Source organism: Sphingopyxis indica, assembly GCF_900188185.1.
GTDB lineage: Bacteria > Pseudomonadota > Alphaproteobacteria > Sphingomonadales > Sphingomonadaceae > Sphingopyxis > Sphingopyxis indica.
On sequence record NZ_FZPA01000005.1, the window covers coordinates 149,091 to 168,698 of the forward strand.

At 67.1% G+C, this 19,608-nt stretch carries 23 protein-coding genes; 11 read left to right on the forward strand and 12 right to left on the reverse strand.

Features of this window, described 5'->3' with window-relative positions:
- Positions 1-53 precede the first annotated feature (53 nt).
- Complete coding sequence (locus tag CHB69_RS08935; RefSeq protein WP_089215660.1) at positions 54-1,559, forward strand: S10 family peptidase; 1,506 nt, start codon at positions 54-56, stop codon at positions 1,557-1,559.
- 40 nt (positions 1,560-1,599) lie between these two features.
- Here the strand turns inward: CHB69_RS08935 and CHB69_RS08940 are convergent, their stop codons facing one another.
- Positions 1,600-2,037, reverse strand: a complete 438-nt coding sequence (locus CHB69_RS08940) for a hypothetical protein (protein ID WP_089215661.1) — start codon at positions 2,035-2,037, stop codon at positions 1,600-1,602.
- A 124-nt stretch (positions 2,038-2,161) separates the two neighbouring features.
- On the opposite strand from CHB69_RS08940, the gene CHB69_RS08945 reads away from it, so the two are divergent.
- Positions 2,162-2,857 (forward strand): NRDE family protein, encoded by a 696-nt coding sequence (locus tag CHB69_RS08945; RefSeq protein WP_089215662.1) that lies wholly within the window; start codon positions 2,162-2,164, stop codon positions 2,855-2,857.
- 9 nt (positions 2,858-2,866) lie between these two features.
- Here the strand turns inward: CHB69_RS08945 and infC are convergent, their stop codons facing one another.
- Both infC and CHB69_RS08955 read right to left on the reverse strand, forming a co-directional pair.
- Positions 2,867-3,403, reverse strand: a complete 537-nt coding sequence (infC, locus tag CHB69_RS08950) for a translation initiation factor IF-3 (RefSeq protein WP_089215663.1) — start codon at positions 3,401-3,403, stop codon at positions 2,867-2,869.
- A 188-nt stretch (positions 3,404-3,591) separates the two neighbouring features.
- Entirely contained in the window at positions 3,592-4,722 is a 1,131-nt protein-coding gene (locus CHB69_RS08955) for a penicillin-binding protein activator (RefSeq protein WP_089215664.1), read from the reverse strand.
- 61 nt (positions 4,723-4,783) lie between these two features.
- On the opposite strand from CHB69_RS08955, the gene rsmI reads away from it, so the two are divergent.
- Genes rsmI through CHB69_RS08975 form a run of 4 tightly spaced genes read left to right on the forward strand, consistent with a single transcriptional unit; the run spans position 4,784 to position 7,633 of the window.
- Positions 4,784-5,644 carry a 16S rRNA (cytidine(1402)-2'-O)-methyltransferase gene (rsmI, locus tag CHB69_RS08960; RefSeq protein WP_089215665.1) on the forward strand — a complete coding sequence of 287 codons (861 nt, stop codon included), beginning with the start codon at positions 4,784-4,786 and terminating at the stop codon, positions 5,642-5,644.
- On the forward strand, positions 5,641-5,991 hold the full coding sequence (locus CHB69_RS08965; RefSeq protein ID WP_089215666.1) for a YraN family protein: 351 nt from the start codon (positions 5,641-5,643) through the stop codon (positions 5,989-5,991). The genes rsmI and CHB69_RS08965 overlap by 4 nt, the downstream gene beginning before the upstream one ends.
- Positions 5,992-6,049: 58 nt before the next feature.
- The gene (gene gshB / locus CHB69_RS08970; protein ID WP_089215667.1) at positions 6,050-7,000 is read left to right on the forward strand and encodes a glutathione synthase; all 951 of its coding nucleotides are present in this window, start codon (positions 6,050-6,052) and stop codon (positions 6,998-7,000) included.
- A 24-nt stretch (positions 7,001-7,024) separates the two neighbouring features.
- Positions 7,025-7,633, forward strand: coding sequence for a DedA family protein (locus CHB69_RS08975; RefSeq protein ID WP_089215668.1), 609 nt, complete (start codon positions 7,025-7,027; stop codon positions 7,631-7,633).
- Positions 7,634-8,057: 424 nt separating this feature from the next.
- On the opposite strand, the gene CHB69_RS08980 is transcribed toward CHB69_RS08975, so the two are convergent.
- Both CHB69_RS08980 and hemW read right to left on the reverse strand, forming a co-directional pair.
- Entirely contained in the window at positions 8,058-8,996 is a 939-nt protein-coding gene (locus CHB69_RS08980) for a tyrosine recombinase XerC (protein WP_089215669.1), read from the reverse strand.
- A 61-nt stretch (positions 8,997-9,057) separates the two neighbouring features.
- The gene (gene hemW / locus CHB69_RS08985) at positions 9,058-10,203 is read right to left on the reverse strand and encodes a radical SAM family heme chaperone HemW (RefSeq protein WP_089215670.1); all 1,146 of its coding nucleotides are present in this window, start codon (positions 10,201-10,203) and stop codon (positions 9,058-9,060) included.
- An 80-nt stretch (positions 10,204-10,283) separates the two neighbouring features.
- Between hemW and CHB69_RS08990 the strand changes: the two genes are divergently transcribed.
- Complete coding sequence (locus CHB69_RS08990) at positions 10,284-11,189, forward strand: retroviral-like aspartic protease family protein (RefSeq protein ID WP_170935497.1); 906 nt, start codon at positions 10,284-10,286, stop codon at positions 11,187-11,189.
- 4 nt (positions 11,190-11,193) lie between these two features.
- On the opposite strand, the gene rdgB is transcribed toward CHB69_RS08990, so the two are convergent.
- The 4 genes from rdgB to rph form a co-directional block, all read right to left on the reverse strand.
- On the reverse strand, positions 11,194-11,823 hold the full coding sequence (rdgB, locus tag CHB69_RS08995; protein WP_245836660.1) for an RdgB/HAM1 family non-canonical purine NTP pyrophosphatase: 630 nt from the start codon (positions 11,821-11,823) through the stop codon (positions 11,194-11,196).
- Positions 11,820-12,170 (reverse strand): hypothetical protein, encoded by a 351-nt coding sequence (locus tag CHB69_RS09000; protein WP_170935498.1) that lies wholly within the window; start codon positions 12,168-12,170, stop codon positions 11,820-11,822. The genes rdgB and CHB69_RS09000 overlap by 4 nt, the downstream gene beginning before the upstream one ends.
- A gap of 73 nt (positions 12,171-12,243) precedes the next feature.
- Positions 12,244-12,597 (reverse strand): hypothetical protein, encoded by a 354-nt coding sequence (locus CHB69_RS09005; RefSeq protein ID WP_089215674.1) that lies wholly within the window; start codon positions 12,595-12,597, stop codon positions 12,244-12,246.
- A 38-nt stretch (positions 12,598-12,635) separates the two neighbouring features.
- Positions 12,636-13,352, reverse strand: a complete 717-nt coding sequence (rph, locus tag CHB69_RS09010) for a ribonuclease PH (RefSeq protein ID WP_089215675.1) — start codon at positions 13,350-13,352, stop codon at positions 12,636-12,638.
- Positions 13,353-13,628: 276 nt separating this feature from the next.
- Here rph and hrcA point away from each other — a divergent pair, with 276 nt between their 5' ends.
- Positions 13,629-14,672, forward strand: a complete 1,044-nt coding sequence (hrcA, locus tag CHB69_RS09015; RefSeq protein ID WP_089215676.1) for a heat-inducible transcriptional repressor HrcA — start codon at positions 13,629-13,631, stop codon at positions 14,670-14,672.
- 4 nt (positions 14,673-14,676) lie between these two features.
- Positions 14,677-15,246: a nucleotide exchange factor GrpE gene (gene grpE / locus CHB69_RS09020; RefSeq protein WP_089215677.1), complete on the forward strand. Its 570-nt coding sequence runs from the start codon at positions 14,677-14,679 to the stop codon at positions 15,244-15,246.
- Positions 15,247-15,472: 226 nt separating this feature from the next.
- Here the strand turns inward: grpE and def are convergent, their stop codons facing one another.
- A complete protein-coding gene (def, locus tag CHB69_RS09025) occupies positions 15,473-16,006 on the reverse strand; it encodes a peptide deformylase (protein ID WP_089215678.1) in 534 nt (177 codons plus the stop codon).
- Between the two features lie 54 nt (positions 16,007-16,060).
- Positions 16,061-16,657 (reverse strand): recombination mediator RecR, encoded by a 597-nt coding sequence (recR, locus tag CHB69_RS09030; RefSeq protein ID WP_089215679.1) that lies wholly within the window; start codon positions 16,655-16,657, stop codon positions 16,061-16,063.
- Positions 16,658-16,858: 201 nt separating this feature from the next.
- Here recR and fmt point away from each other — a divergent pair, with 201 nt between their 5' ends.
- Together fmt and truA are read left to right on the forward strand one after the other, a co-directional pair.
- Entirely contained in the window at positions 16,859-17,779 is a 921-nt protein-coding gene (gene fmt, locus CHB69_RS09035) for a methionyl-tRNA formyltransferase (protein WP_089215680.1), read from the forward strand.
- Positions 17,776-18,516 carry a tRNA pseudouridine(38-40) synthase TruA gene (truA, locus tag CHB69_RS09040; protein WP_089215681.1) on the forward strand — a complete coding sequence of 247 codons (741 nt, stop codon included), beginning with the start codon at positions 17,776-17,778 and terminating at the stop codon, positions 18,514-18,516. The genes fmt and truA overlap by 4 nt, the downstream gene beginning before the upstream one ends.
- Positions 18,517-18,890: 374 nt before the next feature.
- Here truA and CHB69_RS09045 read toward each other — a convergent pair whose 3' ends face one another.
- Entirely contained in the window at positions 18,891-19,418 is a 528-nt protein-coding gene (locus CHB69_RS09045) for a CarD family transcriptional regulator (RefSeq protein ID WP_089215682.1), read from the reverse strand.
- Positions 19,419-19,608 lie beyond the last annotated feature (190 nt).

The following is a 19,608-nucleotide window of genomic DNA, read 5'->3' on the forward strand; positions in this document are numbered from 1 at the left end:
CCCCCTCCCCGCGCGCGGCTTAGCGTTCGCGCCTCAAACGGGGAGACAAGTTTATGAAATCGGGTCTGTCGCTGATCGCGCTGGCGCTTGCCGTTGCGGTTCCTGCCATCGTCCATGCCGCGGACCAGAATGACAAGGCAAAGGCCGAAAAGCCCGCCGCCGATGTCGAACCCCAAATCCATACCACCAAACTCAGCGGCACCTTCGGCGGCCAGCGCATCGACTATGCCGCGACGATCGGCGAGACGATCCTGAAGAACAAGGATGGCGTGCCCGAAGCCGCGGTCGTCACCACCTCCTATGTCAAGGAACCGCGCGATCCGTCGCGCCCCGTCACCTTCCTGTTCAACGGCGGCCCCGGATCGGGCACCGTCTGGCTGATGATGGGCGCGTTCGGGCCGAAGCGGGTCGCGATTCCCGGCGACGGCACCGACGATGGCGCGCCGCCCTATCCCATTGTCGACAATCCCGACTCGCTGCTCGACGCCACCGACATCGTCTTCATCGACCCGCCGGGAACGGGCTTCTCGCACCTGATCGGCAAGGCCGACCCCAAGGACTATTACGGCGTGACGCAGGATGCAAAGCTCGTCGCCGAGGTGATCCGCCGCTGGCTGAACGAGAATGGCCGCTGGAACAGCCCCAAATATCTCGGCGGCGAAAGCTATGGCACGACGCGGTCGGCCGCGGTCGCGAACCAGTTGATGAACGAGACATATAATGACGTCGCGCTCAACGGCATCATCCTGATCTCGACCGTGCTCGATTTTGCGGCGGGCGCCGACACGCCGGGTAACGAACTCTCATACATCACCAACCTGCCGTCGATGGCGGTAACCGCGCTCTATCACGGCAAGGCGACCGCCGCCTCGCCCGAGGCCTTTGCCGAAGAAGCGCGGCAATGGGCGATCGGCCCCTATGCCGCTGCGCTGCTCAAGGGCCAGAAATTGCAGGGCGAGGAGCGCGCGAAGATCCGCCGCGAGCTGGCGCGCTTCACCGGTCTTTCGGAAACCTATCTCGAAAGCGCCGACCTGCGCGTGACGCCCGGCCGCTTCTACAAGGAATTGCTGCGCGATCGCGGGCTGACGATCGGCCGCCTCGACAGCCGCTATACCGGCAAGGACTATGACAATGCCGGCGAAACGCCCGACAACGACCCCAGCTTCTATGGCATCGACGCGGGCTATACCGCCGCGATCAACAGCTGGGCGCGCGATACGCTGGGATTCAAGACGGATCGCGAATATCAGTCGATCGGCTCCATCGGCAGCCAGTGGGACTGGCGCCTCGGCGGCCGCGACACCAACGCCTATCTGAACGTCGCGCCCTATATCGGCCAGGCGCTGCGCGAAAATTCGGGGCTGCGCGTGCTCGTCGCGCAGGGCTATTATGATTTCGCGACGCCCTTTTTCGCCGCTGAATATGCGCTGTCGCGCACCGGCATCCCGCAGGACCGGATCGAGTATGAATATTATGACGCGGGGCACATGATGTATATCCGCGACGAGGACCGGCACAAATTATCGGCCGACATCCGCGCCTTCATCCGCGCGCGATAGGACAGGCGGGGGCGCCGTTAACGGCGCGTGCCGCCTTTCGTCAGCGCAAGACCCCGCTCGCTGCCTGGCGCCGCGCGTAAAGGAACAGCGCAATCGCGACGATCCAGATGATCGCGGTAAAGATCATCGGAAAGGCCCCGAACATGTGCATCAGCTCGCCCCAGTGCAGGCCGAACTGATAGACGCTGCTGATCGCGAGGCCGAGCAGCGACACCGCGAAGGCGGTGACCGCGTGACGGCTGCGCGCGAGCAGCAGCAGCGAGCCGAGCACCGCCCCCCACACGCCGAGCGCCCAGCCGGTGTTGGCCCAGAGCGGAAAGCTTTGAAAATAGGCGATCTGTTCGGGCGTGAACCCCGCTAGATAGGCCGCGTTGTCCATCTTGGTCATCGTATAATCGAACGCGCCGATCGCGTTCCACAGCAGCGAAAGCCCGCCGACCACCCACAGATGCCACGGCGTTTTGACAGTCGTATTCATGGCGAACCCCTCCCCATTGAACGCGCACAATCTATCATCATTTGCGGGCACGGGGAACTGTATTATTTTGCCATGACAGCATCGCCCCCTTGGCAATCGCGCGCCCAGCGGCGATAGCGCGCGCATGTGCGTCGTCGCCCTCGCCTGGCGGGTCCATCGGGACTGGCCCTTGATCCTCGTCGGCAACCGCGACGAATTCCACGACCGGCCGAGCGCGCCGCTCGCCGCGTGGGACGACGGCAGCGGCATCGTCGCGGGCCGCGACCTTCAGGCGGGCGGCACGTGGATGGGCCTCCATGCGCCGAGCGGGCGCGCCGTCGTCGTCACCAACGTCCGCGGCGCGATGCCCGATCCGGCGAAGGAGTCGCGCGGTGCGCTCGTCACCGACCTGCTGCGCGGCGGCGGACGCTTCGCCGCGCCGGTCGAGGCCGACCTCGATCGTTTCAACGCCTTCAACCTGTTCGCGGCCGATGGCACGGCAAGGCTGATGACCAACCGCCCAAAGCCGCGCATTGCCTCGCTCGCCCCCGGCGTCCATGCGATCGCCAACGAACCCGTCGATCGCCCCTGCCCCCGCGCCGAGCGGCTCCGCGCCGCGCTCGAAGCGGTGGTCGAGGCAGCAAGCGATCCCGCCGGCCTGCTCGACACGCTGGCCGCGACCGGCGACCCCGCGCTCTTCCTGCACGGTGATGTCTATGGCACGCGCGCGTCGACGCTGATCGCGATCGACGGCAAGGGCACGGCGCACATGGTCGAGCGGCGCTACGAAAAGGGCGGCCGTCCCGCCGGAACGACCGCCCTTCAAATTCGTATCGGCTGACGCTGCACCTTACTTCGGCGCGAGCACCATCAGCATCTGGCGGCCTTCGGTGCGCGGGTGCGCTTCGATTTTCGCGATTTCGGCGGTCATCTCGGCGACGCGTTGGAGCACGTTGAGGCCAAGCTGCGTATGGCTCATCTCGCGGCCGCGGAAGCGCATCGTCATCTTGACCTTGTCGCCTTCCTCGAGGAAGTGAAAGACCTTCTTCATCTTCACGTCGAAATCGTGATCGTCGATGTTCGGACGCATCTTGATCTCCTTGATCTCCTGCGTCTTCTGGGTCTTGCGCGCGGCGTTGGCCTTTTTCTGGGCCTCATATTTATATTTGCCGACGTCGAGGAACTTGCACACCGGCGGATCGGCGTTCGGAGAGACTTCGACCAGATCGAGCCCGACTTCGGCCGCCTGTTCGATCGCTTCGGCAGTCAGCATTACGCCCAGATTTTCGCCTTCCTCGTCGATCACGCGGACCTTGGGCGAGGCGATGAACTCATTGTATCGCGGGCCGTTCTTCGGTGGCATCGGGGCCAGCGGGCGGCGGGTCATGGGCGGGCGTATAGCTGTATCTCCTCAGATCGTTTCAAATGCGCGCACGGCACCCCACGCCGATGCGCCTCGTGGTCATATAGTGAACGCGCGGCCGGCGTAAAGGCCGCGCGTGTCGGCGCGCCCACGCTTTTCGCCGGACTGTGGCGGCTTTGCCACGCCCCGGGGGTCAGCGAATTACCCGCATCCTACCATTTTGCGGGCGCCGGGTCGATCACCCGGAAGCCGCCGGCGCCGACCTCGCTGACCTCGAGCGCGCGGATCGCGATGCCCTGATTGTCGAAGCGGAAGATGCCGTCGATCCCGCCGAAGCCGTCGGCCGCGAGCAGCCGCGTGACCGGGAAATTGGTCCCCGGCTTCCAGTCGCGCGCGATGCGCACCGTCAGCAGCACCGAATCATAGCCGAGGCTCGCGAGCCGATAGGGCGCCTTGCCATAGCGCTGGCGATATTTGGTCGCGAGCTGGCCATAGAGACCGTCCGAGACGCTGGCGAACCAGGCGCCGCGCATCGCCGGGCTGGTGCCGAGCGACGCGTCGGTGTTCCACAGCTCGGGGCCGAGGATCTGCCGGTCGCCAGCCTCGCGCAGCACGGGCACCGCGCGGACCGCGTTGCCGCCGACGTCGGCGATCAGCACGGCGTCCATCTCGCCCGCATTGGCGAGCCGCCGCGCCGCCCCCGACAGCGCGGTCGCGCTGCGGTCATAGCTTTCGACCGCGACAAGCGTGCCGCCGGCCTGCTTGACCGCGGCGCGGAACGCCGCGACCGAGCGATCGCCATAGACATTTTTGGGGACCAGCGCGCCGAAGCGCGTGTGCCCTTTACCGCGGGCGAAAGCGACGACGCGCTCGACCGACTGGCCGGGGACGAAGCCCATGATGAAGACACCATTGCCCGCCACCGCACTGTCGTTCGAGAAGCTCAGCACCGGAACCTTCGCGGCGCGCGCGATCGGCGCGACCGCCGCGACATCTTCGCTGAGCAGCGGGCCGAGGATCAGCTTGTTGCCGTCGGCGACCGCCTGCCGCGCCGCCGCCGCCGCGCCGAGCGCGGTGTCATAGGTGGTGATGCGCAGCTTCTCGGTCCTGGTATCGAGCAGCGCCATCGTCGTCGCATTGGCGATCGCGGTGCCGACGTCGGCGTTCCGTCCCGTCTCGGGCACGAGCAGCGCGACGCGGTGGCGGTCGGTGTCGGTCGGCAGGCCGGGTTCGATCGTCTCGCCCCCGTTCGGCGGCGGCGGCGGCGGACCCGCGGTTTTCGGCACGACCTGGCACGCCGCGAGCAGCCCGCCGAGCGCCAGCGTCGCCAGCCCGCGCAGCATGCGGCGGCGGGGCGACGCAATCTCTTGGCGCTCTGCCCCAGTTTCTGCCATTTTCGGCGTCATGCCGGATTCGACCATATCCAATACTCCCTTGCCCGGTCTCTATATCGTGGCGACGCCCATCGGCAACCTCGGCGACATCGGCGCGCGCGCCGCGGCGGTCCTCGCCCGCGCCGACCTGATCGCCGCCGAAGACACGCGCGTGACGGCGAAGCTGCTGTCACACCTCGGCTTGCGGATAAAGATGACCCCCTATCACGACCATAGCGACGAACGCGCGCGCGCCGATCTGGTTGCGCGCATGGAAAATCAGGTCGTCGTGCTGGTGTCGGATGCGGGAACGCCGCTGATTTCGGACCCCGGCTACAAGCTGGTGCGCGATGCGCGCGCGGCGGGGCGGCACGTCACCACCCTGCCCGGCCCGTGCGCCGCGATCGCCGCGATCACCCTGTCGGGGCTGCCGAGCGATCGCTTCCTTTTCGCGGGTTTCCTGCCGAACAAGGCCAAGGCGCGCGCCGACACGATCGCCGAATTTGCGGGACTGCGCGCGAGCTTGGTCTTCTACGAAAGCGGCCCGCGCCTCGCCGCAACGCTGGCGGCGCTCGCCGAAGGGCTCGGCAACCGCGAGGCCGCGGTCGCGCGCGAGATCACCAAACTCTATGAGGAATGCGTGACCGGCCCGCTCGCCGAGCTTGCTACGCGCTATGCCGACGCGCCGCCGAAGGGCGAAATCGTCATCGTCGTCGCGCCGCCCGCCGACGATATGACCGAAGAGGCCGACGAGGCGACCGTCGATGCCGCGCTCCGCGAAGCGCTCGCCGACGAGCCGGTTGCAAAGGCCGCAAAGGCGGTCGCCAAACGCTTCGGCCGCGACCGCCACGCGGTCTATGCCCGCGCGCTCGAGCTGAAGGCCGAGGCTTGAGCCGCGCCGCGGCCGAAGCGCGCGGACGCAAGGCCGAGCGCCGCGCGGCGTGGTGGCTGCGCCTCCACGGCTGGCGCATCCTGGGACAGCGGCTGCGCGTCCCCGCGGGCGAGGTCGACCTCGTCGCGCGGCGCGGGCGCACCGTCGCCTTCGTCGAAGTGAAGTGGCGCGACCGCGCGGCGGACCTCGACCATGCGATCGACCAATATCGGCTGCGCCGCGTCGCCGCGGCCGCCGAAATGCTGAGCGCGCGCTTCGCCGGCCCCCGCGACGACATCAGGATCGACGTGATGCTCCTTGCACCGCGCCGCCTGCCACGCCATCTGGTCCACGTCTGGCAACCGTGAGGCGGTGAAGCCGCAAACCCCTCCTCCGAAGAGGAGGGGTTGAATATGGAGAAACAATATGACCCTGCGCGCCGCCGTGCAAATGGACCCGCTGGACCAGATCAACATCGGGGGCGACAGCAGCTTCGCCCTGATGCTCAAGGCGCTCGAACGCGGCTACAGCCTCTTTCACTACGACGTCCGCGGCCTGACATGGGAGGCCGGGCGGCTGACGACGCGCGCGCACCCTGTCCTCGACGTCAAGCGCGAGGCGGGCGATCATTATCGCTTCGGCGAGGCGCTGACGCTCGATCTCGGCCGCGATGTCGATGTCGTGCTGATGCGGCAGGACCCGCCCTTCGACCTCGGCTATCTGACCGGCACCTGGCTGCTCGAGCGCATCCGCGGCGAAACGCTGGTGGTCAACGATCCGGTCTCGGTCCGCAACGCGCCCGAAAAGGTCTTCGTGCTCGACTTCCCGCAGTTCATGCCGCCGACGATGGTGACGCGCGATCTGGACGCGGTGAAGGATTTCCATAAGCGTCACGGCGCGATCGTCGTCAAGCCGCTCCACGGCAACGGCGGCAAGGCGGTGTTCCGCATCGACGAAGACGGCAGCAATCTCGGCGCGCTCGTCGAGCTGTTCGGTCAGGTGTGGCCCGAACCCTTCATGGTCCAGCAGTTCCTGCCCAGCGTATCGGCGGGCGACAAGCGCATCGTCCTTGTCGACGGCGAGGTCGCGGGGGCGATCAACCGCAAGCCCGGCGAGGGCGAATTCCGATCGAACCTCGCGGTCGGCGGCTTTGCCGAAGCCGCCGAACTCAGCCCGCGCGAGCAGGAAATCTGCGCCGCGCTCGGCCCTGCGCTCAAGGAACGCGGGCTGATCTTCGTCGGCATCGACGTGATCGGCGGCGAATGGCTGACCGAGATCAACGTCACCTCGCCCACCGGCATCGTCGCGATCGACCGCTTCAACAACAGCGACACGGCGGGGATGATCTGGGACGCGATCGCGCGCCGGATCGTTTGACGCACGCGCTGCGTTAGCCTCCCCATGACCGGCTTCATTCTCGACCTGATCCAGGGCTGGGGTTATTTCGGCATCTTCGTGCTGATGGTGCTCGAAAACGTCTTTCCGCCGATCCCCAGCGAGGTGATCATGGCGCTCGGCGGCATCGCAGCGGCGCAGGGGCGCTTCGATTTCTGGACGCTGATCGCGGTCGCGGTCGTGGGCACGACGCTCGGCAACTGGGTCTGGTACGGCATCGGCCGCTGGATCGGCTATCGACGCCTCAAGCCCTTCATCGACCGCCACGGCCGCTGGTTGACGCTCGACTGGCGCGAGGTCGAGCGGCTGCACGAGGGCTTCCTGCGCTTCGGCCCCGGCATCGTCTTCGCCGCGCGTTTCATGCCCGTGGCGCGCACCATGGTGTCGCTGCCCGCGGGCATGGTGCATATGAACCAGGCGAAATTTCTGATCTGGACCGCGGCGGGATCGACGATCTGGATCACCGCGCTCGCCGGGGCGGGAAGCTGGTTCGGCAAGCGCTTCGCCAACCTCGACGCCGTCGTCGGTCCGGTGGCGGTCGCGGCGATCGGGGCGCTGATTCTGCTCTATCTCTGGCGCGTCATCACGTGGAGGCCAAAGACCAAGAACGAATGATCGGTCTTTATCGTCACGCTGCGCCGACGACCGCTATCGACCGATTGCTGCCCCATTGATCATCGTCACCCCGGACTTGATCCGGGGTCCATGACTTCGGCGCTGCTGTGGATCCCGGATCAAGTCCGGGATGACGAAAGAGAGCAGGCGAACGTCCGCTCCCCACCCCAAAACCGCCATCGCAAAAAAACCGCTGTCCTACATTGTCCGGCTGTGCCAGCCTTCGTCTCGGCTCTTTCGAGATGTGGATAAAAGCGGTCACGGCCCGGCTTGCGGATGCGGGGAACCGGCGCGGCATGGTCGCCGAACGCGGCCTATCGGCGGCCGCACAAGGCTGAACTTCACTGAACTTTGAAACGACGGCGCGGACCCAGCCCGCGATTACCATAGACGGCGATGGCAACTGGCCACCCCATAGCCGCCGTCACGCCCGCGGATGGGCATTCCGATAGATGTCGAGCAAATGCGCCGCGTCGACCGCGGTATAAACCTGCGTCGAGGCAAGGCTCGCGTGACCGAGCAGTTCCTGCAGGCTCCGGAGGTCGGCGCCCCCCGCGAGCAGATGCGTCGCAAAGCTGTGCCGCAGCGCGTGCGGCGTCGTGCGTTCGGGCAATCCCAGCGCGCGGCGCGCCGACCGCACGCTCGCACGCACCACGCCGGGCTGGAGCGGCCCGCCGCGCGCGCCGAGGAACAGCGGGCTGTCTTTCGCGATCGGCCAGGGGCAGGCCGCGACATAGCGCTCCACCGCCGCCGCGACCGCGGGCAGGATCGGCACGATCCGGGTCTTGGCGCGCTTGCCCGTGACGCGCAGCGTCTCGCCGAGCGGCAGCGCCGCGCCGGTCAGCGACAGTGCTTCGCCGATGCGCAGCCCCGCGCCATAGAGCAAAAGCAGCAGCGCGAAGTCGCGCGCGCCGACCCAGCCCTCGCGCGCATTGTCCTCGACATCCTGCGCAAGCTGCATCGCCTCGTGCGGCGCGACGGGGCGCGGCAGCCCCTTTTTGACGCGCGGCCCGCGCATCTGCGGCACGGCGGCGTTCGACCCGCCGACGAAGCGCAGAAAGCTGCGCAGCGCCGACAATTCGCGCGCCGCCGACGCATTGCCCAGCCCCTCGCCGCGGCGCGCCGCAAGGTAAGCACGCAAATCATTAGGGGTCAGCGCCCTCAGCATCGCGCCATCGACCGCGCCGCCCTGATGCCGCGACAGAAAGGCGCAAAACCGCTCCGCCGTTGCGACATAGGCGCGGCGCGTGTGATCGGACCGGCGCTTTTCGTTCGCCAGATGCGCGTCCCATTCGCGGATCAAGTCCAAAGCCACCCTTGCCCTTCCCTTTCCGTTCGTGTCGAGCGAAGTCGAGACACCCATCGGGCCGGCGTAAAGCTGAGGGGCACCTCGACTTCGCTCGATGCGAACGGGTCTGGGGAGACTAGTGGGTTTTCACCACCTCCGAAAGGATCGAGTCGAGCAACAATATCCCCGCGTCGGTGACCGCCAACCGGTCGCGCTCCTGCACCATCAGCCCCTGCACCGCCAACCGCGCTACCGCACCCGCATCGACGAAATCCTCGCGCGCCAGCCCGCTCCGCGCCTCGACGCGGCTCAGGTCGACGCCCTCGGTCAGCCGCAGCCCCATCAGCATCGCCTCGGTCGCACGCTCCTGCGGCGGCAAGTCGGCCTCGACCTTCAGTCCTTGCCCGTTGCGCACGACCGCGGAGAGAAAATTTTCGGGCTTCTTGTGCCGCTCGGTCGCCTGCGTGAGCCGCCGCCCGTGCGCACCGGGGCCAATGCCGGCATAGTCGCCATAGCGCCAATAGGTCAGATTGTGCCGGCTCTCCTCGCCGGGGCGCGCATGGTTCGATACCTCGTAGCGCGGCAGGCCCGCCGCGCGCGTCAGCGCCTGCGTCGCGTCGAACAGGTCGGCGGCGGCGTCGCCGTCGGGAATGGTCAGCGCGCCCTTCGCCGCGAGCGTGGCGAAGCGCGTCCCCGGCTCGATCGTCAACTGATAGAGCGACAGGTGCCCGGTCCCGAACGCCAGCGCCTCGGCCAGTTCGGCCTCCCACGCGCCCACCGGCTGCCCCGGCCGGGCATAGATCAAATCGAAGCTCACGCGCGCGAAATGCGCCTGCGCCGCCGCGATCGCGCGCCGCGCCTCGTCGTCGCTATGCGCGCGGCCCAGAAAGCCGAGTGCCTCGGCATCGAAGCTCTGCACGCCGATCGACACGCGGTTGACGCCCGCCGATGCGAGCGCCGCGAAATTCGCGACCTCGACCGAATTGGGGTTCGCCTCGAGCGTGATTTCACAGTCCTCGGCCAGTCCCCAAAGCGCATCGGCCTCGGTAATCACCGCCGCCACCGTCGCGGGCGGCATCAGGCTCGGCGTGCCGCCGCCGAAGAAGATCGACGACACGGCCCGCCCCGGCAACTGCGCCGCCTCGTGCCGCAAGTCGGCGAGCAGCGCTTCGCGCCACGCCGCCTGATCGACGCTCTCGCGCACATGGCTGTTAAAGTCGCAATAGGGGCATTTCGACACGCAGAACGGCCAATGGACATAAAGGGCGAGCGGTTCGGCCATGCGCAGCCCTATAGCGACTTTGCGGGCAAAGTCAGCGGGCGCGCTTGACGGCTCCCTCTGTCTTAGGCATGCAATACAGCATGAAGTGCGCCGCCGTCGGTCTTGTTGCCTTGCTTGGCGGGTCGTTCGTCGCTCCGTCGACGATGGCCGCGGAGCAGGGGGCGCCGACCTGCCTGCCCATCGAAGCCGGCGACGACGGCACGCCGATCATCCGCGCGAACATCAATGGAGCCGGCCCTTTCGCCTTCGTGCTCGACACCGCCGCCAGCGGGACGACGATCGATCCCGCGCGCGCCGACGCGCTGGCGCTGCCATACGATCCCGAAAGCGACGAAGCGCAGGGCCTGGGCGGCGCGATCACCGTCTCCTTCCGCCGGGTCGCCGCGTTCGAGGCCGGCCCCGTCCGCCTGCGCGGCATCGTCGTTCCGTCGTTGCCCGCCCCCGATTTCGACAGCCACGACGTCGCGGGCCTCGCGGGCGTCGATCTGTTCGAGAAGCGGCTCGCCGTCTGGTCGCCCGGCGGGCGCTGCGTCGATTTGAAAAGCAGCGGATCGGCGCTTCCCGGCGACGGATGGCGGGCGGTCGACGCCCGCTGGCTTCGGCCGTGGAAAATCATGCTGCCGATGCGGATCGGCGGCGTATCGGGGTGGGCTCTACTCGACACCGGCGCGCAATATACGACACTGAACCCTGCTTTCGCCGAACGGATCGGACTGACAGGCGCGGCGGTGCAGCCGGGCGGGTCGATCGCGGGTATCGACGGACGCGACCTGCCGCTCGGCGAAGGCGAGGTTCGCAATGTCGCGATCGGGCCATGGCATTGGAACAAGCGCCGCATTCGCGTCGGCGCGCTGCCGGTCTTCGGCCGTCTCGACGCCGCGGGCAACCATCTCGCCATCCTCGGCATTGATTGGCTGGCCGCCGAGGGCTTCGCGATCGACTATGGCCGTCAATCGCTGTGGCTGCGCGCCCGGCCCGCGCGCTGACGCGTCAAAACACCCCCGCCACCAGCTTGGCAAAGGCATCGGCGCGGTGGCTGATCGCATGTTTTTCGGCCGGGTCGATTTCGGCGAAGGTCTGCGCCCTTCCCGCAGGCACGAACACCGGATCATAACCGAAGCCCAGCGTGCCGCGCGGCGGCCAGGTCAGGCTGCCCGACGCGCGCCCCTCGAAAACCTCGGTATGGCCGTCGGGCCAGGCAAGCGCGAGGGTGCAGACGAAGGCGGCGCTGCGATCGACGTCCGGCCCTTGCGCGGCGAGCAGCCCCTCGACCTTGCCCATCGCCATATACCAGTCGCGGCCCTTTTCCCCCTCGAACCACTGCCGTTCGGCCCAGTCGGCGGTATAGACCCCCGGCCGCCCGCCGAGCGCCGCGACCTCGAGCCCGCTGTCGTCGGCGAGCGCGGGAAGGCCCGCCGCCGACGCGCTCGCGTGCGCCTTGAGCAGAGCATTCTCGCGGAACGTCGTCCCCGTCTCCTCGGGCTCGGGCAGGCCGAGATCGCCCGCCGACACCGGCTCGATCCCATAGGGTTCGAGCAGCGCCCGAATCTCGCGCACTTTGCCCGCATTGTGACTCGCGATGACGAGCCGCCCGGGGGCGAGTTTGCGAAAGGCCGTCACAACAACTCCTCGATCCATTCGGACAGGCTGATCAGCATGTCCCGTCGCAGCCGCGCCTGACGGTCGGCATATTGGTTGCGCAGCAGCACGCCGAACGACACCGCGCTGACGGCCCATGAAAATGGGACGCTGACAAAGGCGGCCAACCCCAAGCCGACATCGACGCGGCCGCGCCAGCGCGACTTTCGCTGGTCCTGACGCAATGCGCGCGCATAGTCGCGAAACAGGACAAGAAGGTCGTTCCGTTCGTGTGGCAACAGTGCAGCAACCGGCGGAATGCGCGAAAAATAGCGCGGCGCCCGCTCGAAAAAGGCATCAATGCTCCATGCATTTCGGGCCGGCAGCAAAGGGACGAGCGCGAGCCAGTGGCGCCATTCTTCGTCGCCCACGGGATATTGCCGAAGCCGAATATCCGGCATGTCAGTCGGAATGCAGCCGTGCATTTATCCTGTCGTCGAGCGCGATAAAGCGCTCTTCGATCAGGTCCATTTCGCGCTCGCGGCGTATGACCGAGCGACTGACCCACAGATAGACCAGGCCCGAAAAAATGAAGGCCGCAATCTCGATCGGCTTGCTCACGTCGAGCGTCAGGCCCGGCACATAGTGGAACACCGCAAACAACAGCGCCCCTCCCACGGCGATTGCCATTGCCCACTGCGCCAGATGCACGAAACCTTCCGACAAGGCGGCCGCGCTCTCGGCCGCCTCGCGCCGCGCCGCGGTGGCTGCGATTTCCCGCAGCACTTCCATATCGACATGACGCAGATCGCTCATGGTCCTCAGGATAGTCCCTTTGCGGCCCGATGGAAAGCCTATCGCCCCACCGCCTTCGCCTGCGCCGCGAAAATCTCACCGCAGCCGATGCGCGCGAGGCGGAGCAGGCGCAAGAGGCCTTCCTCGTCGTAGGTCGCGCCCTCGGCGCTCGCCTGCACCTCGACGATCCGGCCCTTGCCGGTCAGCACGAAATTGCCGTCGGCCTCCGCGACCGAATCCTCGTCATAATCGAGGTCGAGCACCGCGGTGCCCTGATAATTGCCGCACGAGATCGCCGCGACCTGGTCGGCGATCGGATCTTCGGCGATCGCCTTCGCTTCCAGCAACTTGTCGACCGCGAGCCGCAGCGCGACCCACGCGCCCGAAATCGAGGCAGTGCGCGTGCCGCCGTCGGCCTGAATCACGTCGCAGTCGATCAATATCTGCCGCTCGCTGAGCTTTTCCATGTCGACGACGGCGCGCAAGGACCGGCCGATCAGCCGCTGGATTTCCTGCGTGCGCCCCGACTGCTTGCCGCGCGCCGCCTCGCGGCTGCCGCGCGTGTGCGTCGCGCGGGGCAACATGCCATATTCGGCGGTCACCCAGCCCTGCCCCTTGCCGCGCAGGAAGGGCGGCACCTTTTCCTCGACGCTCGCGGTCACCAGCACCTTGGTGTTGCCGAAGCCGACGAGCACGCTGCCCTCGGCGTGCATGGTGAAGTTGGTTTCGATGGCGATGGGGCGCATCTGGTCGGGCGCGCGGCCGGAGGGTCGCATGGGGATCCTTTCGATTGAAGATTGCCGCGGCTCTTAGGCGTGCGCCGTCAATCGCTCAACCGCATCTTGAAGAAATCCAGGATTTTCGTCATTGCGAGCGAAGCGAAGCAATCCAGAGCGGTTTACGCACACTCTGGATTGCTTCGCTTCGCTCGCAATGACGGGGTAAACTATGCGAAAGGTCGGCACGCACGACGTCTTCGCGGCGTCGTGGCTTCGTGCGAGCCTATTCCAGCGATGCTTGCCCCATCCCCCCGCCATCCCTAAATCCATGCTATGACGACCCCGCCGATCACCGAACTGACGACGCGCGCGCGCGACGTGTTCCGGCTCGTCGTCGATGCCTATCTCGAAACCGGCCATCCGGTCGGGTCGCGCACCCTGTCGAAGCTCGCCACGCTCAACCTGTCGCCCGCGTCGATCCGCAACGTCATGCAGGATCTGGAAGAACTCGGCCTTCTCGCGAGTCCGCATACCAGCGCCGGGCGGCTGCCCACCGAACAGGGGCTGCGCCTGTTCGTCGACGGCATGATGCAGGTCGCCGAACCGTCGGCAGAGGATCGCGCGCAGATCGAGGCGAGCCTGGCCGACGGCGGCCCGATCGAAAGCGCACTCGCGCAGGCGACCTCGGCGCTCTCGGGCCTCTCGGCCTGCGCCGGGCTCGTCCTCGTGCCGAAGCACGAGCGCGTGCTCAAACAGCTCGCCTTCGTGCCGATGTCGGACGCCCAGGCGCTCGTCATCCTCGTCGCCGGCGACGGCACGGTCGAAAATCGCGTCATCGACATTCCCGCCGGCGTCACCCCGTCGGCGCTGGTCGAGGCGGGCAATTACATCTCGTCGATGCTCGGCGGCCTGACGCTCGCCGAGGCTCAGGCGCGCGTGCGGCGCGAGATCGAGGCCGAGCGCATCGCGATCGACCGCGCCGCGCAGGACCTCGTTTCGCGCGGCCTCGCGCTCTGGTCGACCGACGGCGCCGACCGCCCGGTGCTGATCGTGCGCGGGCAGGCGAACCTGCTCGACGACAGCGCGGTCGGCGACCTCGACCGCGTCCGCCTTCTCCTCGACGAGCTCGAAACCAAGCAGGACATCGCACAATTGCTCGACAGCGCGCGCGAAGGCAGCGCGACGCGCATTTTCATCGGGTCGGAGAATAAGCTCTTCTCGCTGTCGGGATCGTCGGTTATCGCCGCGCCCTATCATGGCAGCGACGGCCGCGTGGTCGGCGTGGTCGGGGTGATTGGCCCGACGCGCTTGAACTATGCGCGCATCGTTCCCATGGTGGATTTCACCGCACAATCGCTTTCAAGACTGATACGATAGGCCCATGACTGACATCGAAAACGAGACCCCCGTCGACAACGGCACGCCCCCCGAAGCCGAAGCGCCCGAAACCGAAGGCGAGACCGCGACCGTCGAAGCGGCGCCCCAGGACGAGGCGGCCAGGCTCGCCGAGCAGCTCGCCGCGGTGCAGCAGGACCTGCTCTATGCGCGCGCCGAGACGCAGAATGTCCGCCGCCGCGCCGAAAAGGAGGTCGCCGACGCGCACGCCTATGCCGCGACCAAATTCGCGCGCGACATCCTCTCGGTCGCCGACAATCTGGGCCGCGCGCTCGCCTCGCTCAGCGAGGAGCAGCGCGCCGACGAGGCGATCAAGCCGCTGCTCACCGGGCTCGAGGCCACCGAGCGCGAACTGATGAGCGTGTTCGAACGCCACGGCATCACCCGCATCGCCGCGGTCGGCCTGCCGCTCGACCCGAACCAGCACCAGGCGATGCTCGAAATCCCGAGCGAAAAGGACCCCGGCACGATCGTGCAGGAAATGCAGGCCGGCTATATGATGAAGGACCGTCTGCTGCGCCCCGCGATGGTGGGGGTCGCCAAGAAGGCGGAGTAGGACGCGCCGCAACGATTAGGTGTATCCCCGCGAAGGCGGGGATCCATCTCCCGATGGCGGGATTCCGAAGCGACCGGCGATGGGTCCCCGCCTTCGCGGGGACACATGCAATTTCAATGTCGGCTTAGAGTGCGTTCGATTTTGATAGAATCAAAACCGGCACTCTAGATACCTGTTTTGCCGTGATTTCCGAGCCGTGAAATGTTCCATTTCACTCGAAATCACTCTAAGCCGCCTTGCGCAGCTTCGCGAGCTTCTTCAGCACCATGTCGCGCTTCAGCCGCGACAGATGGTCGATGAAGAGTATGCCCTCCAGATGGTCGTGCTCGTGCTGGATGCACGTCGCCATCAGCCCGGTCATGCGTTCCTGATGATGCTTGCCGTCCTCGTCCTGCCAATCGACCGTGACCTCGGCGGGACGTGATACCTCGGCATATTGTTCGGGGACCGACAGGCAGCCTTCCTGATAGACGCTATGCTCCTCCGAAAAGTCGGAGAAGACGGGGTTGATGAACACCCGCGGCTCGCGGATCACGCGCTTGCCCTCGGGGTCCTCGGGATCGCTCTCCTGCAGATCGATCACCAGGATACGTTGCGGCACCCCGACCTGGATCGCGGCGAGGCCGATGCCGGGCGCGTCGTACATCGTCTCGAACATGTCGGCGACGAGCCGCTTCAGCTCGGCGTCGAACGTCTCGACGGGTTTCGAAATGACGCGCAGCCGCGGATCGGGCGTCTCTATGATGGGTAGCAGGGCCATGGATGCCATTTAGGTATGCACGACCGGGCGGTCAATGATCGGCGCGATGCAGCCTCACCCCACCGGCCGCCGCGCCCGCAGTGCCTGCGCCAGCGTCCCCTCATCCAGATAATCGAGTTCGCCCCCGACCGGCAAACCATGCGCAAGCTGGGTCAGCCGCACCGGATAGCCCTCAAGCCGCTCGGCGAGGTAATGCGCGGTTGTCTGCCCTTCGAGGGTCGCGTTCATCGCCAGCACCACCTCGTCGATCCCGCCCGCCGACACGCGCGCGACCAGCGCGTCGATGCTCAGGTCCTGCGGCCGCACGCCTTCGAGCGCCGACAGCCGGCCGCCGAGGACATGATATTTACCGGGGAAGAGCCGCGACTTGTCGAGCGCCCACAGGTCCGACACTTCCTCGACGACGCACAAGGACCGCGCGTCGCGGCGCGGGTCGGCGCAGATCGCGCACGGGTCCTGCGTGTCGACATTGCCGCAGATGCCGCAGGTCACCAGCCGTTCGGACACCGTCTGCAGCGCCGCGAGCAGCGGCGCGAAGGCACTCTCGCGTTTCTTCATCAGATGCAGCACCGCACGCCGCGCCGACCGCGGGCCGAGCCCCGGCAGGCGGGCGAGTTGCTGGACGAGCGCTTCGATTTCGGTGGACGCCATGGCGGGGTGGTAGTGACCTCCGCCCTCGCCCGCAATATCCCTTCCCTGCAACTTCCTCGTCACCCCGGCCCTTCGACAAGCTCAGGAGATCCGGGGTCCATGACAGCGGCGCCGCAATGGATGCCGGATCAAGTCCGGCATGACGAAGAAGGGGAGCATCAATCTTGCACTCCCCTCCATCCTCCGCCAAAGCGCGCAGCCATGCGCATCGCCTTCATGGGAACCCCGCCCTTTGCGGTACCGACGCTCGCCGCGCTGCACGCCGCGGGGCATGACATAGCGGCGGTCTATACCCAGCCGCCGCGCCCCGCGCAGCGCGGCAAGAAGCTGCAGAAGAGCGCGGTCCACCTCTGGGCCGAGGCGCATGGCCTGCCTGTCCGCACGCCGAAGAGCCTGAAAGACGCCGAGGCGCAGGCCGAATTCGCCGCCCTCGACCTCGACGTCGCGGTGGTCGCGGCATACGGCCTGATCCTGCCGCGGCCGATCCTCGATGCCCCGCGCGACGGCTGCCTCAACGTCCACGGCTCGATCCTGCCGCGCTGGCGCGGTGCGGCGCCGGTGCAGCGCGCGATCCTCGCCGGCGATACCGAGACCGGCGTGACGATCATGCAGATGGACGCGGGGCTCGACACCGGCGGCATGCGGCGCGTCGGCCGCACGCCGGTGGACGGCAAGAGCGCGGGCGACCTGACCGATGAACTCGCCGACATGGGCGCGGCATTGATGGTCGAGGTGCTCGGCGATCTGCCCGCCTTCCCACCCGAACCGCAGCCCGAGGCGGGCGTCACCTATGCCGCGAAGATCGACAAGAGCGAGGCGCGGCTCGATTTCCTGGTGAGCGCGGTGCAGGTCGAACGCCAGATCCGCGCCTTCAACCCGGCGCCCGGTGCCTTCTTCGAACTCGAGGGCGAGCGGTTCAAGCTGCTCGCCGCCGAGGTCATCCATCCAGCGGACACCACCCCCGGCGCCGCCCCGGGCGTCACCCTCGACGACGCGCTGACCATCGCCTGCAACCCCGGCGCGATCCGCGCCACCCGTGTCCAGCGTGCGGGCAAGCCCGCGATGGATGCCGTCGACCTGCTGCGCGGGCGGGCGATCGCGAAGGGCACGCGGCTCGCATGACCCGCTTCGCGCTCACCATCGAATATGACGGCCGCCCCTTCATGGGCTGGCAGCGCCAGTCGCACGGCCCCAGCGTCCAGCAGGCGATCGAGGAAGCGATCGCGCGCATCACCGGCGGGGAGGCCGCGGTGCATGGCGCGGGGCGCACCGACGCCGGCGTCCATGCGATCGCGATGCGCGCGCATGTCGACATCGAGAAACCGCTCACCCCCTTCCGGCTGATGGAGGCGCTCAACGCGCAGCTGCGTCCCGCGCCGGTCGCGATTCTCGCCTGTGAAACCGTCGCGGGTGACTGGCATGCGCGCTTTTCGTGCATCGGGCGCGCCTATGAATATCGCATCGTCAACCGCCGCGCGCCGCTGACGTGGGACAAGGGGCTGTCGTGGCAGGTCGCAAAGCCTCTGGATGCCGAAGCGATGCACGGCGCGGCGCAGGCGCTCGTCGGACGGCACGACTTCACGACCTTCCGCTCGGCGCATTGCCAGTCGCAAAGCCCGGTGAAGACGCTCGACCGGCTGAGCGTCAGCCGCCACGGCGACGAAATCATCGTCGAAACCGCGGCGCGCAGCTTCCTGCACCATCAGGTACGCTCGATGGTCGGCTGCCTCACCCTCGTCGGCCAGGGCAAATGGTCGGCGCGCGACCTGAAGGCCGCACTCGACGCGGCGGACAGAAACGCCCTCGGCCTCAACGCCCCGCCCGACGGGCTTTATTTCGTGGGCGCGACCTATCCCTGATCCCTCGTCGGAAAACGGGGCCGGCATGGCCGTATTCCAGCTGCCGGCCAGCGTGCCATTCTCATTTCGCGCAGAGATCGCAGAGGATTTGATTCACGCGGAGACGCGGAGACGCGGAGCGGGTCGGGGCCGACAGGCCCTCCTTTTCGATCAACGCTGCGCCATACCGCAGTGCCGAAGGGACAAAGCCGCTTCGCGGCGAACGCTACATCTCCGCGCCTCCGCGTCTCCGCGTGAGCATTCTTCTTCTCTGCGATCTCTGCGCGAATCCCGAATAGCGCCCAACCCATTTCCGGGCGTGCGGTCGCGGCCCAAAAAAAAAGAAAAGGGCGGCCCCGCAGGACCGCCCTTTCATGTTTCACCGGGCTCGGCGCTTACGCCTTCTCGGTGTAATATTTCGGCGCGTGCTCGTTGAGGATCTCGAGGATCTTCGCCTGCGCGGTCTTTTCGTCGCTTTCCTCCATCGCGCCGAGTTCGCGCGCGAGGCGGCTCGACGCCGCTTCGAAAATCTGGCGCTCCGAATAGCTCTGTTCGGGCTGGTCGTCGGCGCGGAACAGGTCGCGCGTCACCTCGGCGATCGACACGAGGTCGCCCGAGTTGATCTTCGCTTCATATTCCTGTGCGCGGCGCGACCACATGGTGCGCTTCACCTTGGGCTTGGTCGTCAGCACCTGCAGCGCTTCCTTCAGCGTCTTGTCCGACGACAGCTTGCGCATCCCCACGCCTTCGGCCTTGTTGGTCGGGACGCGAAGGGTCATTTTTTCCTTTTCGAAGCGGAGGACATAGAGTTCCAGCTGCATGCCCGCGATCTCGGACTTTTGCAGCTCGATGACGCGCCCCACGCCATGCTTTGGATAAACGACATAATCCCCGACTTCAAAGACGAGCGAGTTTGCGGACATGCAGCTTCCTTTCATTGGCCTTGTCGGGACGGGAAAGCGCGTGAACACCGGTGTATCCGGCCCTCGCGGGAGGGGGATCAGGGCAGTTCGGGCGGCGCTCGCCAGTCTATCGTGACAAGGGATTTGGCTCCATCGGATGCGCCGAATGTGCCTCGGCCCGGCGGCGGGAAGAGGCGGATTGGCGGCGCGT

Excerpts from the sequence above, each read along its gene's own strand:
- def (WP_089215678.1), bottom strand. The coding sequence starts at position 16,006 with ATGGCCCTGCTACCCATCATAGAGACGCCCGATCCGCGGCTGCGCGTC.
- CHB69_RS09005 (WP_089215674.1), bottom strand. The coding sequence starts at position 12,597 with ATGAGCGATCTGCGTCATGTCGATATGGAAGTGCTGCGGGAAATCGCA.
- rph (WP_089215675.1), bottom strand. The coding sequence starts at position 13,352 with ATGCGACCCTCCGGCCGCGCGCCCGACCAGATGCGCCCCATCGCCATC.
- CHB69_RS08990 (WP_170935497.1), top strand. The coding sequence starts at position 10,284 with ATGAAGTGCGCCGCCGTCGGTCTTGTTGCCTTGCTTGGCGGGTCGTTC.
- gshB (WP_089215667.1), top strand. The coding sequence starts at position 6,050 with ATGACCCTGCGCGCCGCCGTGCAAATGGACCCGCTGGACCAGATCAAC.
- truA (WP_089215681.1), top strand. The coding sequence starts at position 17,776 with ATGACCCGCTTCGCGCTCACCATCGAATATGACGGCCGCCCCTTCATG.
- CHB69_RS08975 (WP_089215668.1), top strand. The coding sequence starts at position 7,025 with ATGACCGGCTTCATTCTCGACCTGATCCAGGGCTGGGGTTATTTCGGC.
- CHB69_RS09045 (WP_089215682.1), bottom strand. The coding sequence starts at position 19,418 with ATGTCCGCAAACTCGCTCGTCTTTGAAGTCGGGGATTATGTCGTTTAT.
- fmt (WP_089215680.1), top strand. The coding sequence starts at position 16,859 with ATGCGCATCGCCTTCATGGGAACCCCGCCCTTTGCGGTACCGACGCTC.
- hemW (WP_089215670.1), bottom strand. The coding sequence starts at position 10,203 with ATGGCCGAACCGCTCGCCCTTTATGTCCATTGGCCGTTCTGCGTGTCG.
- recR (WP_089215679.1), bottom strand. The coding sequence starts at position 16,657 with ATGGCGTCCACCGAAATCGAAGCGCTCGTCCAGCAACTCGCCCGCCTG.
- CHB69_RS08935 (WP_089215660.1), top strand. The coding sequence starts at position 54 with ATGAAATCGGGTCTGTCGCTGATCGCGCTGGCGCTTGCCGTTGCGGTT.
- CHB69_RS08980 (WP_089215669.1), bottom strand. The coding sequence starts at position 8,996 with ATGGGTGTCTCGACTTCGCTCGACACGAACGGAAAGGGAAGGGCAAGG.
- grpE (WP_089215677.1), top strand. The coding sequence starts at position 14,677 with ATGACTGACATCGAAAACGAGACCCCCGTCGACAACGGCACGCCCCCC.
- rsmI (WP_089215665.1), top strand. The coding sequence starts at position 4,784 with ATGCCGGATTCGACCATATCCAATACTCCCTTGCCCGGTCTCTATATC.
- CHB69_RS08940 (WP_089215661.1), bottom strand. The coding sequence starts at position 2,037 with ATGAATACGACTGTCAAAACGCCGTGGCATCTGTGGGTGGTCGGCGGG.
- infC (WP_089215663.1), bottom strand. The coding sequence starts at position 3,403 with ATGACCCGCCGCCCGCTGGCCCCGATGCCACCGAAGAACGGCCCGCGA.
- CHB69_RS08945 (WP_089215662.1), top strand. The coding sequence starts at position 2,162 with ATGTGCGTCGTCGCCCTCGCCTGGCGGGTCCATCGGGACTGGCCCTTG.
- hrcA (WP_089215676.1), top strand. The coding sequence starts at position 13,629 with ATGACGACCCCGCCGATCACCGAACTGACGACGCGCGCGCGCGACGTG.
- CHB69_RS08955 (WP_089215664.1), bottom strand. The coding sequence starts at position 4,722 with ATGCTGCGCGGGCTGGCGACGCTGGCGCTCGGCGGGCTGCTCGCGGCG.